This window comes from Butyrivibrio sp. INlla16, assembly GCF_900104155.1.
Lineage (GTDB): Bacteria > Bacillota > Clostridia > Lachnospirales > Lachnospiraceae > Butyrivibrio.
In genome coordinates, this window is the sequence record NZ_FMYB01000006.1 from 131,945 (window position 1) to 147,071 (window position 15,127).

A 15,127-nucleotide genomic window follows, 5' to 3' on the forward strand; every position below is an offset into this window, starting at 1 on the left:
TTAACCTCCAAATCTATTATGCTTCTAATGCTTCGCCGATCTTATTAAGATCTTCCATAGCCTTAGCATACTCTTCATCATTAGGTGCTACACCGTGCCATGAAACCTGGTTCTCCATGAAGGATACGCCCTTACCCTTTATAGAGTGTGCAATAATTGCTGTGGGCTGTCCCTTGGTCTCTCTAGCCTCCTTGAAGGCTGCTCTTATGGCATCAAAATCGTGTGCATCAATATTGATTACATGGAAGTTAAATGCTTCGAACTTCTTATCAATAGGATAAGGTGAGCAAACTTCATCTACAGGTCCGTCAATCTGAAGACCGTTGTTATCTACAATAACAACAAGGTTGTCAAGCTTACGGAAGCCGGCAAACATAGCTGCCTCCCAAATCTGACCCTCTTCAATCTCACCATCGCCGCAAAGTGCGTATGTTCTGTAGTCTTTATTATCAAGCTTTGCAGAAAGTGCCATACCACAAGCAACTGAAACACCCTGTCCAAGTGAACCTGATGACATATCAAGTCCGGGAAGGTACTGCATGCTGGGATGTCCCTGAAGTCTTGAACCAAGCTTACGAAGAGTCTTAAGCTCCTCAACGGGGAAATATCCACGCTGAGCCATTACTGAATAAAGGCCGGGTGCTGTGTGTCCCTTGGAAAGCACGAAACGATCACGATTCTCTGCCTTAGGATCCTTGGGATCAATATTCATCTCCTCAAAATACAGATATGTGTAGATATCTGCTGCTGACAGTGATCCGCCCGGGTGTCCTGCACCTGCTGCGTGAACCGCTGTGACTATGCCCTTACGGACTTCATTTGCAATTTTCTGCAATTCTTTGTTCGTCATAATTCCTCCACTTCCTTTACTTCTGTCTCTCTTTGCACGCAGAACAGCTTTTTCTACGCGTGCAGTATAAATTTAGCACAATTCGCAATATGTGACTATTCTATTTTTGCGGTTTTTTTGCACTTTCTTGCCTTCCCCTTGTGGGGCGCAAATCGTCCGGGGGACGATTGTTCTGCGCCGACCGAAGCGGAGCGAAGACAAGGTGCCCGAAGGGCGGATGAGGGGTCATCCCTGGCCATAATATGCATTCGCGCCATGTTTTCTGTAGTAGTGCTTATCCTGAAGCTCCTGAGGCGCGGGCTGTACTCTGGGATTAATAACCTCGCATCTGTATGCCATCTTGGCAACTTCTTCTGTTACAACTGCGTTATGAACAGCTTCATGAGCATCCTTACCCCAGGAAAATACGCCGTGGTTCTTGCAAAGTACTGCGGGAACCGCCACCGGATCCTTGCCCATCGCCTCGAACTCGTTTACGATAAGGTGACCGGTGTTCTCCTCGTAGGCATCCTCAATCTCATCCTTTGTAAGGCATCTTACGCAGGGTATCTCACCATAGAAATAATCCGCATGTGTTGTACCATAGCAGGGAATTGATCTTCCTGCCTGTGCCCAGCTTGTAGCATAAGAGGAATGTGTATGAACCACACCCCCAACCTCTTTAAATGCCTTATATATCTCCACATGTGTAGGTGTGTCTGAGGAGGGGTTGAGCTTTCCCTCAACCTTATTGCCGTTTAAGTCCATGACAACCATATCATCGGGAGTCATGGTCTCATAGTCAACTCCGCTGGGCTTTATTACGAATAGTCCAGACTCTCTGTCAATCTCACTGACATTTCCCCAGGTAAAAGTAACAAGGCCGTACTTTGGAAGCAGAATGTTTGCTTCGTAGACCTTCTTTTTAAGTTCTTCTAACATCATTTATCTCCTTACAGTAACTTATTAACTGCCGCTCTCTCGATCTCAAGTCCGGCCTTATAGTCTTCCATAAATTTATCGAAGCCCTTTACATCCTCAGCTACAGGCTCGCAGGTATCAACTTTTCCGCTCTTAAATACCTTGTTATTGAGGTACTGCTCAAGTGTCTCGCCATCTTCCTTATTAAGCATGAAGCCCGCAAGAATTGCCTGACCCCAAGGGCCGCCCTCTCCTGCCGTCTCCATAAGCTTGATCGGTGTGTCGAGCGCTGCTGCCATAACTCTGTCACCAACGCCTCTGATCTTGAAAAATCCACCCTGACCAAAGAAGAAATCAGCCTTGACGTTCTCTTCCTTCATAAGGATGTCGTTACCTACCTTAAGTGCACCGAGTGCAGTATAAAGGTGTGTTCTCATGAAGTTTGCAAGATTCATCTTTGCATCAGGTCTTCTTACGAACAGCGGTCTTCCTTCGTTGAAGCCTGTGATGCTCTCACCTGAGAAGTAGTTATATGCAAGAAGTCCGCCGCAATCAGCATCTCCCTCCATAGCCTTTCTGTAAAGTGTGCCGTAAAGCTTGTCGTCATCAACGTCCGCTCCTATAGCTCCTGCAAACTCTCTGAAAAGACCTACATATGCGTTGAGGTCTGAAGTACAATTGTTGCAGTGAACCATTGCAACCTGCTCGCCACTGGGAGTGGTTACAAGATCAAGCTCCGGATATGCTTTTGAAAGGTCATGCTCAAGAACTACCATTGAGAATACAGAGGTTCCAGCTGAGATATTACCTGTTCTTACACCAACAGAGTTTGTTGCAACCATACCTGTTCCTGCATCTCCCTCAGGAGGACATACCGGAATGCCTGCCTCAAGAGTACCTGTAGGATCAAGCTTCTTAGCACCTTCTGCGGTGAGCTTTCCTGCATCTGCTCCTGCGGGAAGTGATTTCGGAATAATATCACGAAGCTTGAAGCCAAAGCCCTTATCAGCGGCAAGTTTATCAAACTGGCCTACCATTTTTTCGTTGTAATCGCATGTTGCTGAATCAATAGGGAACATTCCTGATGCATCACCCACTCCGAGAACCTTCTCTCCTGTGAGCTGCCAATGAATATATCCTGCAAGTGTCGTGAAGAATGTCACGTTCTTTACATGATCCTCTCCATTAAGCATTGCCTGATAGAGGTGAGCAATACTCCATCTCTGAGGAATATGATATCCGAAAAGCTCTGTAAGTTCCTCGGAAGCCTGCTCGGTTATTGTGTTTCTCCAGGTTCTGAAAGGAACCAGAAGATTATCGTCTTTATCAAATGCCATGTATCCGTGCATCATTGCCGAAAAGCCCATGGCACCTACCTTTGTAAGCTTTTCGCCATACTGTTTCTCAACATCTTCGGTAAGCTTTTTATAGCAGTCCTGAAGTCCACCCCAGATATCATCAAGTGTATAAGTCCATATTCCGTTGTCCAGTCTGTTCTCCCATCCGTGAGAACCCTGCGCAATCGGGTTGTTATCCATATCGGTAAGAACCGCTTTGATTCTTGTGGAACCAAATTCTATTCCGAGTAATGTTTTTCCCTCAACAATAGCACTTTTTGCATCTCCCATAATTCTATTCTCCTTTTCCTTTTTTAAATCAGAAGATTCCTCTCCAAGATTTTATCATAGCCGCGATATTATACACGGTCAATGCTATTTGTGTAGGCATTTTGTACAACTTTCTGACGATTTATATGTACAACTTGTTTATTTTAATTCAAATTTCTTTAGCAAATAATAAAATAATCTGAGACTCAGTCCCCATGCCGTATGGCGTTTTTTGCATCCTTATTTAATAAATTCTTTATATTATCTAAATGTTATATTTATATCTATACGCTATGATGTTTGGCAGTAACGTAGTTACATCCGAAACTTAATCGTATTAAGGAGGAAATTCAAATGAAGAAAATTGTTTCTTTCGCTTTAGCAGCAGTTATGGTTTGCGCTATGTCTATTTCCGTATGCGCAGCTCCCATGGCTCCCGGCAGATTACTTCCCGGTGAGTATACTAACAACGCAGTTCTTAGCGGACTCTGGCTTGAGACCAATGATTTCGTTCCCGTATCTTCAGGTGTAGGCGACTGCACTATCGAAGGTCAGGAGAAATCCGGCATGACAGCAGATTTATTCCATGTATTTCCTAATTATACAGGAACAGCTCAGTCTGTAGCTGCAGCACATGGTTCAACAATTGTTTGCGCTTTCGGCGTTAAGCTTCCGCCCCTTCTTTCTGGTGGCAGAGTAGTATTACATGTTAAAGATGGTTTTGATATGCCTTCAGATATCGTTGCTGTATCAATGCATGGTGAGAAGTTCAATACTATCGCTGTTGAGAAAGTTAACGACAGACAGATTGCACTCAACCTTAAAGCTTCCGATAACCAGATCTATATCTTCCAGGGTGGCAACCTCGCAGCCGGAACAGAAGAGACATACAAGGATTGCCTTGGATGGAAATAAGCTATATTAGGTAACTTAAGAATAATAAGAACCTAATTATCGGATGTGTAACTATGAATAAATCGTAAGAAAGGCTGTCGTACCGCTTTTGGTACGACAGCCTTTTTGGTCTCAATCCTCCATGGAATCTATATATCCCCTATCCCACAGCATAATCTTCAATTTCTTTGCAAGTTCCACAGCAGGTGCCGTGAAATATTGATTCGTCATCACTACTCCCACCATACAATCGTAATAATCACGGCCTGCGTAAACTTCCTGAACCGCCCTTACTCCGATGGGTTTATCATAGCACTTGCACTGCACGGCATAACTGATGCCGTCTTTTTCCGCAAGTATATCCGCTCCGAAATCTCCGCTACCTTTCGTAACTTCAACATCAATAAATCCGTGTGCTTTTAAAAGGTCCGCACAGTAATACTCAAAGTCATGTCCCTCAAGTTCATCCATCGGAAGAGGGCGATGCCTGCGTATTCGGATTATCAGCAGAAGGACGAGCAGGATTAGTAAGATTACGGCTATTAAAATCGATATAAGTATTATGTTATTATTTATGCTCAAAATGCCTCTCATCCGCCCTTCGGGCACCTTCCCCAGTGGGGGAAGACATTTTATTCTTCCATCCATTAGAATAATCTATTTAATCCTCCAGGAGCGCCTTGTAGATCTCGCGCTTCCCGACTCCTCTGTCGGCAGCAACCTGCTTCATTGCATCCTTGTGGCTCATGCCTCCATTTTCATAGTAAGCCATGTGATCCTGAAGGCTCATCTTCGACCATTCCTGCCTCTGCTGCCTATCCAGCTCATCCAGACTTATCCCTTCTATTACAAGAACATATTCCCCGCGGGGCTCATTTTCCTCATAATAAGTAACCGCACCTTCTATCGTGGTTGGCATTATTTCCTCGAAACGTTTCGTTAGCTCCCTGCATACTGTGAGCTTCCTATTACCAAGTGCATCTCTTAAGTCATTAAGTGTTCCCCTTAAATGATGGGGTGCTTCATACATAATGATTGTTCTGTGCTCATCCCGAAGCTGCTCGAGAATTCGTCTTCGCTCCTTTTTGTCATCAAGTCCCGGCAAAAATCCTTCGAATACAAATCTTCTGGTGTTAAGGCCAGACAAGGTAAGCGCTGTAATGCAAGCCGCCGGTCCGGGAAGCGAGGTCACTGTAATTCCTGCCTCGTGGCACATGCGCACAAGAACTTCTCCGGGATCCGAAATTGCAGGCGTTCCCGCATCCGTTATGAGAGCAATATCCTTGCCCTCCTGCATCAGATGTATCAGATATTCTGCCTTTTCGACCTTATTATATTCGTGATAGCTCGTCATTTCCGTATGAATATCGAAATGATTGAGCAGTTTTATGCTGTTTCTGGTATCCTCTGCCGCAATAATGTCGACACTGCGAAGTGTCTCAAGTACCCTCTCCGTAATGTCTCCAAGATTCCCTATGGGTGTTGCACAGAGGTATAACATGCCGGTTTTAGAATCCATAATTTTCAACCATCTCTCTACCGTACTTCCCCGGTTCATCGTATATGATAAGCGGCGGATCCACCGAAAGCCTTGGCTTTCCGTCCCTTGCTCCTTCTATAAGTACCATACTCGGTTCCTTATCGATATAAGGGTGGACCATCCGTATACGCTTTGGCTCAATCCTGTTTTCCTGCATACAGGCAAGTATCTCCGCAAGCCTGAACGGTCTGTGAACCATAAAAAACTTTCCGCCGGGATGAAGCATTATCTTGGCCGCCCTCATGACGTCCTTCAGGTCACAAAGTACTTCATGCCGAGCTATAGCTTTGGGACTATCAGGATTTGTCAGCCCATGTCCCTTTATCATATAGGGCGGATTTGTTGTTACAACGTCAAAAGAGGCAGGTTCAAATATTTTCTCCGCCTCTTTTATATCTCCGCAAACTATTCGGACACGGTCCTGCAGCTTGTTATAGCAAACGCTCCTTCTTGCCATGTCCGCACTATCCTCTTGTATTTCGAGACCTATCAGCTCCTCTGCATCAGTTTTCGCTGACATCAAAAGTGGAATAATGCCGGTTCCCGTACCAAGGTCAAGAACCCGGTCACCTTTTGTGGCCGTAGCAAATCCCGATAGCAGTACCGCATCCATCCCGAAGCAAAACCTCTCCGGATCCTGGATGATCATTAGCTCATTTCGCTGAAGATCATCAAGTCTCTCTCCGGGTTTTAGGAAAAACTCGTTAGTTTTGCTGTTTTCCATCCGCTCCCTCGCTGCGATTCTGGTTTCTGTTATCTTTTCCGGAATCTCTGTTGCCCTGATTCTTATTGTTTCGGTCTCTATTATTCTGGTTTCTGTTGTCCTGATTCTTACCGCGGTTGTTCTGACCTTTTTTATTGAAATTCTTTTTTCTGTTCTTCTTATCGAAATTTCTCTGGTCTTTGTTTGAATTCTGGTCTTTATTCGTATTCTGATCTTTATTAGAATTCTGATCCTTGCCAGGATTCTGCTCTTTACCCTGGTTTCTGTCAGGTGTGCTTTCCTTATCCTTCGCACTATCAGCAGAACCTGCTGCCGAAGCTTCAGAATTATCAGTATTTGCGCGATTTACTTCCTTGTCTGCATCAGCTTCCTTTTTCTGATTTTTCTCCTGAGGAGCATTCTGCTTTCTGTCCTGATTATTATTCTGCTTCTTTTCCTGGGAAGGAGCCTGATTCTTATCCTGCTGCTCCAAAGCCTTTGCAGCCTCTTCGTCTGCATCCTTCTCCTTTGGCTGATTCTGCTTATGCTTCTGCTTCTTTCTCACAAGAGTAAGGTCGTCTACATTGCACTCGTGAACTTCCTTCTCATCATCCACATCAACAAGAATCTTCACTGTCTGTCTGAGGATATTTACACTTGCAACTTCACCCTCAAGTTCATCGCTTGTCTTAACGATATCACCAACTCCGGGCATCTTGCGGTTGAGCTCCTCGTATACATCCTCTTCGTTTTTCAGGCAGCACATAAGTCTTCCGCAAACACCGGAAATCTTTGTCGGATTAAGTGAAAGATTCTGCTCCTTAGCCATTTTTATGGAAACCGGGATAAAGTCCGCAAGATAGGAATGGCAGCAAAGCGGTCTGCCGCAGATTCCGTATCCTCCGATTATCTTAGTCTCATCTCTTACACCGATCTGCCTGAGCTCTATTCTGGTCTTAAACTCTGATGCGAGATCCTTTACCAGATCTCTGAAATCGATTCTGCCATCCGCAGTAAAATAAAACAGCACCTTGTTATTATCAAAGGTGTACTCAGCATCTATAAGCTTCATCTCAAGACCATGCTTAATTATCTTTTCCTTGCAGATCCTGAAAGCTTCCTTCTCCCTTGTTCTGTTGCTCTTTTCCTGTTCGTCGTCCTTCTCATTCGCCATGCGAAGTACGGCCTTGAGGGGCTTTGTAACCTCGCTGTCATCAACATCCTTGGGATCGGAAAGTACTGTTCCGTACTCAACTCCCCTCGCTGTCTCAACAATTACATGGTCGCCCTTTTTTATTTCAAAATTACCCGGATCAAAATAATAGATCTTGCCGGCCGTTCTGAATCTTACGCCGATAACCCTGGTCATATATTATAAATTCTCCTTTATATCAAGCATCAGCATCTCAAGGGTCATAAGACTGTTTACATTGGAATGAATCCTGTTTCTGGCCCTGTCAATTGCCTTTAATATATTATCAATTTCCTTATAGGAACATTTTTCCGTAACACTACTAATATACGACAGTTTATCCGCGAAAATCAAGTGATCCGCGCTCCCTTCTGCCTTATACACCAGGATATCTCTGACGTAGAACATAAGCACATCAAGAAAATCGTTTGTTAAAAGTGCATCCGGTTTTTTCTCGCTGCTGCCCTCCGGTGTCAGCAGCAGTTGAAGCCTTGCAATTACATCGCTTATCTGCGCTTTAGGAAGCCTTGCCGTCAGATCTATCGCATCATTTTTCAGCTTTTCAAAACTCTCATCTTCCGCAAGCTGGATTGCCTTTCCCACATTTCCCTGCGCAAAGGACACGGCAAGGTGTGCCTTGTAATCCACAACCTTCCTCTTTTCCATGAGGTATTTTTGTATCAGATCATCTCTCACCGGCTTTATCGGAAATACTATACATCTGCTCAAAATAGTCGGAAGAAACGCATCGATATTGGATGTCAAAATGATGATAGTCGCATAAACAGGCGGCTCCTCCAGCGTCTTTAGAAGGGCATTCTGGGCCTGCTGCGTCATGAGCTCCCCATCGGGAATAAGATATATTTTGTGATCTGAGTAGGGTTTTATATATACGTCATCGCAAACCTGATCTCTGATCTCATCAACGCCTATTGAAGTTGGCTTTTCATGAGCCACAATTCTGATATCAGGATGTGATCCGCTCTCTGCCTGTTTGCAGTAGTGACACTCCCCGCAATTTTCGATATATCCACCTATTTCTTGCTTGTTTTCACACAGAATCGTTTTTGCAAAGGTCCTGGCAATCATTTTCTTTCCGCTTCCAACATCGCCGGAAATTATGTAGGCGTGGGATATTTTGCCGGTCCTGATAGCATTTTGCATATGCTCTTTTATCTGATCCTGCTCTATTATGTCTGAAAAACGCGCCATCTGCGCTCGTTCCTCCTAAGTATATGTTTATGTAAAAATGTCCAGTAGAAGTCCCTGAATCTGGCCTATCTTGGCAAGTATGCTTATATTGTCCTTCTCATCCTTAACGAGCTCCTGAGCCAGTTCATCGAGATTTTCATCCACAAGTCTGATTATTCCGTATACTCTGTGGCGTCCTCGTCTGTCCAGGAAGTTTTCACGTGAAAAGGCGTGGGATCTTGTGACTACTTCATTCAAAAAATCCTTGATAAGGAAGCGGTATCTTTGCATGTCCCTGATATCGTTTTTCTTGGCAATCTGTTTTCCCTGCTGCACGATATCCTGCATCATCAGATTAAGGCGCTCTGCGAGTGCCGAGTCCTCGATCTTACTTGTAAGTGTGAACTTAAAATCCCCGCTCACCTCCTGCTGAGGCTGTGTCTGTTGGACCTGTGAAGTTGGTTGAACATTGTCAATCCTTATATCCATAATATGTCCTCATCACTTTTCCGATAAGATAAAGCTCTCAATCTCATCAAGGCAGGCTTCCAGTTCTCCGTCATTATCGAAGGTTCTGTCTATCCCCGCACCCTTAAGCCTCTCATCCGAATAATCCGCTTTATCCGCAAGAAATCTTCTGCACATCTCATCGTATTTGGGCTCTTCCTGCTTTAGCTCTCTCTTCATGGCTCTCTGCATTATCATGCCGTCACTTACATTTATCATCAGTGGCACGACATTCTGCTCACCAAAGTACTCCTTGATTGAGACATACATATCTACTGTCCCAATCATGAGGTAATTTCCCTCACTTAGATCTATCTGTCCGTCATCCACCGTGAAATAGTGCCAGGGACCATACATCGTATTGTAAGTACGTTCCTCTATTATTTTACGGTCTTCTTTGTATTTTTCATAACGCTCTATGCTGCAAAAATAATACTGAACTCCGTCCATTTCCTTTTCGCGCATCGGTCTTGTAGTGTAAATAATTACCTTTTTGAGATCCAGCTTTCCGCGCTCCAAAAGCTTTTTATATATTGTATCTTTTCCACATGAGCTCCTGCCCATGATCAAATAAATCTTGCCCATTTTATGTCTTTTCCCAATTTTTTATTTTTTCAGAAAAAATGTCACATCGGCGCCACAACCTTTACGGTCCTTTCTCCCTTTGCGGAGATCTTCACACCCTGAACATTTCTTCCATCATTAATATATTCTCCAATTTTCCGAACGAGCTCTTTATCAATTGCCTCTCCCGGTACCACCAGAGGTATCCCCGGCGGATATAAATTGATGAAATCTCCCGCAACCCTTCCGGCCGCCCTTGTAATATCAACTTCCTCCATATCGGCGTCCCACGCCTTATAAAAAGGGATTACTGTTTTCGGAAGTTCTACCGGCCCGCTACTCTGTTCAATATTTTCCTTTTTGTCTTTTTTGTTCCGAGCACTCCCTAAACAATTACTTTGTTCATTCTCTATCCTGGTGTTCAGTTCTTTTACCGCTTCTATAAGCCTTGAAATTCCATCTTCGGTATCATATCCCGTTATTATAGCTAGTGCATAAGTATCACCGGCCATCTCCGGCTGCAATTTATATTCTAATCGAAGTATATCATATATCCGTTGTCCCGTAATAGCACCGTCAGCAGAGCATATGAGTACCTTCCCTGGATCCTGTCGTTTTGAAAAATGAGGAATCCTTATCCATGTGAGATCTGCTGTTTCCGCCTCAATCCTTTTTCTGAAACGAATCAGTCTTTCAAGCACTTCCTTACCGTTGTCATTAATGTCCTTTATACAGGAATCTATCGATGCCATCAGCACATACGAAGGGCTGCTCGTCTGATATATTCTTAAAAACCTTCTAAGTTTTTCACGGTCTACTCTATCACCCTTCACATGAATAAGTGCTGTCTGGGTCATTGCCGCCAATGTCTTGTGAAGGCTATGTATCACTATATCCGCTCCTTCGGTCACGGAGCTTTCTGGCAGCTTTTTATAAAGTCCGAAATGCGCCCCATGAGCTTCATCAACCACCAGGATTGCCCCATTTTTATGTGTAATCTCTGCTATTTTCTTTACATCCGACACCATGCCTTCATAGGTTGGCGAAGTTATAAAAACAGCCTTTATTCCAGGGTTTTTATCAAAAGCATCTTCGATACCCTTCGGGTTAACCAGACCTTCCGGATCCGGTAGGATATATGTGACATCCAGTTCACGAAGGTAGACTGCATGATAAAAGGATTTATGGGCATTCCTTCCTGCTATGATTTTCTCACCCCTGCCTGCAACCGCAGAAATCGCCGCCAATACTCCGCTTGAACTTCCGTTTACAAGAAAATGCGTTTCATCTGCTCCGTATAGAGCGTTAGCACGCTCCTCCGCCCTTAGTATAATTCCGTCTGCATCATGGAGATTGTCGTAGTCATCAATCTCGGTAATATCAATATCCATATATCTTGCCATCTCGCCTGCGCCCGGGTTTCTTTTATGTCCCGGCATGTGAAATGGGTACAAATCACTGTTTTTTAAATTTTCAAGGCAGTCTCTTAGACTCTCTTCTTTTTTCATATACACTTCCATCTTCTGTTTAGAAATTCAATGTCTTTGAGAGGTATTTCTCTTACAAATATGATACTTTATCTGTTTTATGTATTCAAACCCGCCTTTTTCTTAGATAATTTCTGAACGTTTTGTTAAATTTATAGCAATTTTATATTATTTTTACCTAAATGTATTGTATAATAAGTTTTGGAGCGTTTATCTGTTCTTTACAAACAGATATCACAATAGAAAAAGAAAAGGAGTTAAAGAAATGGCAGAAATCAATTTAACACAGTATGGCATTACAGGCACAACTGAGATCGTGCACAACCCTTCTTACGAAACACTTTACGAAGAAGAAAAGAAGGCCGGTCTTGAGGGATTCGAAGTAGGTCAGGATACTGAGCTCGGTGCTGTTAATGTTATGACAGGTATCTACACAGGACGTTCTCCTAAGGATAAGTACATCGTTATGGATTCCAACTCAAAGGATACCGTTTGGTGGACATCTGACGAGTATAAGAACGACAACCATCCCATGAGCGAAGAAGTATGGGCTACAGTTAAGGATATCGCTAAGAAAGAGCTTTGCGACAAGAGACTTTTCGTTGTTGATGCATTCTGCGGTGCTAACAAGGATTCCCGTATGGCAGTTCGTTTCATCGTTGAGGTTGCTTGGCAGGCTCACTTCATTAAGAATATGTTCATCGTTCCTACAGATGAAGAGCTTGCTTCTTTCGAGCCTGATTTCGTTGTTTACAACGCATCAAAAGCTAAGGTTGACAACTACAAGGAACTTGGCCTTAACTCCGAGACTTGCGTAGCATTCAATATCACAAGCCGTGAGCAGGTTATCATCAACACATGGTACGGCGGAGAAATGAAGAAGGGTATGTTCTCAATGATGAACTACTACCTTCCTCTTAAGGGCATGGCTTCCATGCACTGCTCAGCTAATACTGATATGGAAGGTAAGAACACTGCTATCTTCTTCGGTCTTTCAGGAACAGGTAAGACAACTCTTTCAACAGATCCTAAGAGACTTCTTATCGGTGATGATGAGCACGGCTGGGACGACAACGGAGTGTTCAACTTCGAGGGCGGCTGCTATGCTAAGGTTATCGGTCTTGATAAGGACGCTGAGCCCGACATCTACAACGCAATCAAGAGAGATGCTCTTCTTGAGAACGTAACAGTTGATGCAAATGGTAAGATCGACTTTGATGATAAGAGCGTTACAGAGAACACTCGTGTATCTTATCCTATCAGCCACATCAGCAACATCGCTTCAAAGGTTAACAAGATTTCTGCTGGTCCTGATGCTCAGAACGTTATCTTCCTTTCAGCTGATGCATTTGGAGTACTTCCTCCTGTATCAATCCTTACACCTGAGCAGACTCAGTACTACTTCCTGTCAGGCTTCACAGCTAAGCTTGCTGGTACAGAGCGTGGCATCACAGAGCCCACTCCTACATTCTCAGCTTGCTTCGGTCAGGCATTCCTTGAGCTTCATCCTACAAAGTATGGTGAAGAGCTTGTTAAAAAGATGCAGAAGTCTGGTGCTAAGGCTTACCTTGTTAACACAGGTTGGAACGGCACAGGCAAGCGTATCTCCATTAAGGATACTCGTGGAATCATCGATGCAATCCTTAACGGCGATGTAAACAAGGCTGAGACAAAGAAGATCCCGATCTTCGATTTCGAAGTTCCTACATCACTTCCGGGTGTTGATCCTGCAATTCTTGATCCTCGTGATACATATGCAGATGCTTCTGAATGGGAAGCAAAGGCAAAGGATCTTGCAGAGAGATTCACAAAGAACTTCAAGAAGTATGAAGGCAATGATGCAGGTAAATCTCTTGTAGCAGCTGGTCCTAAGCTTTGATCTTAATCTCAAAATAAAATAATTAAAGCGTCGGCTTGAATGCCGGCGCTTTTTATTTGCTTCTTATTGTAAATGATATAATAATTAAAGTTATGAATAGATTTATAGTCTCTCTATATCCTGAGCCGGTAAATCAATGTGTCTGGCTCTTATCTTTGCTTTATGAAGTCCAAAGGTCTCCATAGCTGAACAATACTTATCAGCCATCGTAACAATCCAAGCTTCCCTACACATAGGCGGTATTACCGTTAATGGCCACATATGCTTCTTTATGATGTCCTTTTCACGTTCAGATAATACGAAGTCCCTACTTGCGTTTTTAAGGGCCGTAGAGGGGTGAAAAAAACCATGAAGCTTAGGATGTACGTTACCCTTATCTTTGCCGTCCTTATGCCAGTCATAAAGGAAATAATCGTGTAACAGAGCTCCCCTTACCAGGTCTCTCTCTTTGCACTTCGCATGAATGAATCTATTGATTCTAATTGCCCTCTCAGCAACACTTAGACTGTGATCATAAACAGACATGTCTCCATGCTGGATAAAATGCTTGGTCTTGTGGAACTTATGAGATTCAAGAATATCATTACCGTGTTTTGCTAAAACCTCTCTGACATGCTTGCGCCTCTCCTCGATAAGCCTGTGCTTCTCTTCTCTTGTCATATATGATAAATCCTAACTCTTAATACCTAAAATCAAAGATGCTCATCCCAGCTTCAGCAAATAAAAGCTACGGCCTCTTGCCTTACTATATTGCTTAAAACAAGAATATACATCTGTACTTCTCACGGATTGTATTATACGGCATAACCGGGAAAAATAAAACTGAAAAAAGAATAAAAATTAATAAAAAAGATGCCTAGACTCGGAATCGAACCAAGGACACGAGGATTTTCAGTCCTCTGCTCTACCAACTGAGCTATCTAGGCAAATTTGAGTAGCGGGGACAGGATTTGAACCTATGACCTTCGGGTTATGAGCCCGACGAGCTTCCAGACTGCTCCACCCCGCGATATTAAGTTGAATGGATGGCGGTGGATTCGAACCACCGAAGCAATTTGCAGCAGATTTACAGTCTGTCCCCTTTGGCCACTCGGGAAGCCATCCATATAAAGAGCCGATGAGCGGACTCGAACCGTTAACCTGCTGATTACAAATCAGCTGCTCTGCCAATTGAGCCACATCGGCTTACTTCTGAAAAATGTCTTTTCAGAAATAGTGGGGCCTATAGGGCTCGAACCTATGACCCTCTGCTTGTAAGGCAGATGCTCTCCCAGCTGAGCTAAGACCCCAGATTTCACAAATATTAGATTATTGAACGACCCGAAGGGGGTTCGAACCCCTGACCTCCGCCGTGACAGGGCGGCGCTCTAACCAGCTGAGCCACCGGGCCAGATCTTCGTCTGTACCTTCAAAACCGAACACTGAAATGATACTACATCGCTTACAGAAAATCAACTACTTTTTTTGTTCTATATCCATATTTTTTTGGACAAGCCCTCGACCTATTAGTACACATCAGCTGAACATGTTACCATGCTTACACCTTGTGCCTATCTACCTCATAGTCTCTAAGGGGTCTTACTGCCGAAGCAGGGATATCTCATCTTGAGGGGGGCTTCACGCTTAGATGCCTTCAGCGTTTATCCCTTCCGGACTTGGCTACCCAGCCTTATGCATCTGGCGATGCAGCTGATACACCAGCGGTCCGTCCATCCCGGTCCTCTCGTACTAAGGACAGCTCCTCTCAGATATCCTACGCCCGCGCCGGATAGGGACCGAACTGTCTCACGACGTTCTGAACCCAGCTCGCGTA

At 44.0% G+C, this 15,127-nt stretch carries 13 protein-coding genes, 6 tRNA genes, 1 rRNA gene and 1 pseudogene; 2 read left to right on the forward strand and 19 right to left on the reverse strand.

Translation table 11 applies throughout. The features are described from left to right. Positions 1-16: 16 nt before the first annotated feature. The 3 genes from BLR42_RS04830 to BLR42_RS04840 form a co-directional block, all read right to left on the reverse strand. A complete protein-coding gene (locus BLR42_RS04830; protein WP_022760936.1) occupies positions 17-850 on the reverse strand; it encodes a transketolase in 834 nt (277 codons plus the stop codon). 225 nt (positions 851-1,075) lie between these two features. Continuing rightward, complete coding sequence (locus BLR42_RS04835; RefSeq protein WP_022760935.1) at positions 1,076-1,771, reverse strand: L-ribulose-5-phosphate 4-epimerase; 696 nt, start codon at positions 1,769-1,771, stop codon at positions 1,076-1,078. 11 nt (positions 1,772-1,782) lie between these two features. Continuing rightward, positions 1,783-3,378 carry a xylulokinase gene (locus tag BLR42_RS04840; RefSeq protein WP_026498722.1) on the reverse strand — a complete coding sequence of 532 codons (1,596 nt, stop codon included), beginning with the start codon at positions 3,376-3,378 and terminating at the stop codon, positions 1,783-1,785. 333 nt (positions 3,379-3,711) lie between these two features. Here BLR42_RS04840 and BLR42_RS04845 point away from each other — a divergent pair, with 333 nt between their 5' ends. Continuing rightward, complete coding sequence (locus BLR42_RS04845) at positions 3,712-4,272, forward strand: hypothetical protein (RefSeq protein WP_022760933.1); 561 nt, start codon at positions 3,712-3,714, stop codon at positions 4,270-4,272. Positions 4,273-4,383: 111 nt separating this feature from the next. Here BLR42_RS04845 and BLR42_RS04850 read toward each other — a convergent pair whose 3' ends face one another. The 8 genes and pseudogenes from BLR42_RS04850 to BLR42_RS04885 form a co-directional block, all read right to left on the reverse strand. Then, the gene (locus BLR42_RS04850; protein WP_242879199.1) at positions 4,384-4,833 is read right to left on the reverse strand and encodes a restriction endonuclease; all 450 of its coding nucleotides are present in this window, start codon (positions 4,831-4,833) and stop codon (positions 4,384-4,386) included. A 79-nt stretch (positions 4,834-4,912) separates the two neighbouring features. Beyond that, the gene (gene rsmI / locus BLR42_RS04855; protein WP_091867083.1) at positions 4,913-5,770 is read right to left on the reverse strand and encodes a 16S rRNA (cytidine(1402)-2'-O)-methyltransferase; all 858 of its coding nucleotides are present in this window, start codon (positions 5,768-5,770) and stop codon (positions 4,913-4,915) included. Beyond that, entirely contained in the window at positions 5,760-6,515 is a 756-nt protein-coding gene (locus BLR42_RS04860; protein ID WP_022760930.1) for a tRNA1(Val) (adenine(37)-N6)-methyltransferase, read from the reverse strand. The genes rsmI and BLR42_RS04860 overlap by 11 nt, the downstream gene beginning before the upstream one ends. Before the next feature lie 448 nt (positions 6,516-6,963). Next, positions 6,964-7,863 (reverse strand): annotated as a pseudogene (locus BLR42_RS23790) (stage 0 sporulation family protein); the annotation flags it as partial. Positions 7,864-7,866: 3 nt separating this feature from the next. Next, positions 7,867-8,898: a DNA polymerase III subunit gene (locus tag BLR42_RS04870; protein ID WP_091867087.1), complete on the reverse strand. Its 1,032-nt coding sequence runs from the start codon at positions 8,896-8,898 to the stop codon at positions 7,867-7,869. A gap of 27 nt (positions 8,899-8,925) precedes the next feature. Beyond that, positions 8,926-9,366, reverse strand: coding sequence for a YaaR family protein (locus BLR42_RS04875; RefSeq protein WP_022760927.1), 441 nt, complete (start codon positions 9,364-9,366; stop codon positions 8,926-8,928). Positions 9,367-9,378: 12 nt separating this feature from the next. Then, positions 9,379-9,969, reverse strand: coding sequence for a nucleoside/nucleotide kinase family protein (locus tag BLR42_RS04880; protein ID WP_091867089.1), 591 nt, complete (start codon positions 9,967-9,969; stop codon positions 9,379-9,381). A 41-nt stretch (positions 9,970-10,010) separates the two neighbouring features. Next, a complete protein-coding gene (locus BLR42_RS04885; protein ID WP_170832633.1) occupies positions 10,011-11,456 on the reverse strand; it encodes an aminotransferase class I/II-fold pyridoxal phosphate-dependent enzyme in 1,446 nt (481 codons plus the stop codon). Between the two features lie 244 nt (positions 11,457-11,700). Between BLR42_RS04885 and pckA the strand changes: the two genes are divergently transcribed. After that, the gene (gene pckA / locus BLR42_RS04890) at positions 11,701-13,314 is read left to right on the forward strand and encodes a phosphoenolpyruvate carboxykinase (ATP) (protein WP_091867093.1); all 1,614 of its coding nucleotides are present in this window, start codon (positions 11,701-11,703) and stop codon (positions 13,312-13,314) included. Positions 13,315-13,416: 102 nt separating this feature from the next. Here pckA and BLR42_RS04895 read toward each other — a convergent pair whose 3' ends face one another. From BLR42_RS04895 to BLR42_RS04930, 8 genes are all read right to left on the reverse strand, one after another. Next, the gene (locus tag BLR42_RS04895; RefSeq protein WP_091867095.1) at positions 13,417-13,974 is read right to left on the reverse strand and encodes an HD domain-containing protein; all 558 of its coding nucleotides are present in this window, start codon (positions 13,972-13,974) and stop codon (positions 13,417-13,419) included. A 193-nt stretch (positions 13,975-14,167) separates the two neighbouring features. Then, positions 14,168-14,240: transfer RNA gene (locus tag BLR42_RS04900), tRNA-Phe, on the reverse strand. 9 nt (positions 14,241-14,249) lie between these two features. Next, a tRNA-Met gene (locus BLR42_RS04905) sits at positions 14,250-14,323 on the reverse strand. Between the two features lie 13 nt (positions 14,324-14,336). Beyond that, a tRNA-Tyr gene (locus BLR42_RS04910) sits at positions 14,337-14,418 on the reverse strand. 8 nt (positions 14,419-14,426) lie between these two features. Continuing rightward, positions 14,427-14,499 (reverse strand) — tRNA-Thr (locus BLR42_RS04915). A gap of 31 nt (positions 14,500-14,530) precedes the next feature. Continuing rightward, a tRNA-Val gene (locus BLR42_RS04920) sits at positions 14,531-14,603 on the reverse strand. A gap of 27 nt (positions 14,604-14,630) precedes the next feature. Next, positions 14,631-14,704: transfer RNA gene (locus tag BLR42_RS04925), tRNA-Asp, on the reverse strand. A gap of 95 nt (positions 14,705-14,799) precedes the next feature. Then, positions 14,800-15,127: ribosomal RNA gene (locus BLR42_RS04930) — 23S ribosomal RNA — on the reverse strand; the annotation flags it as partial.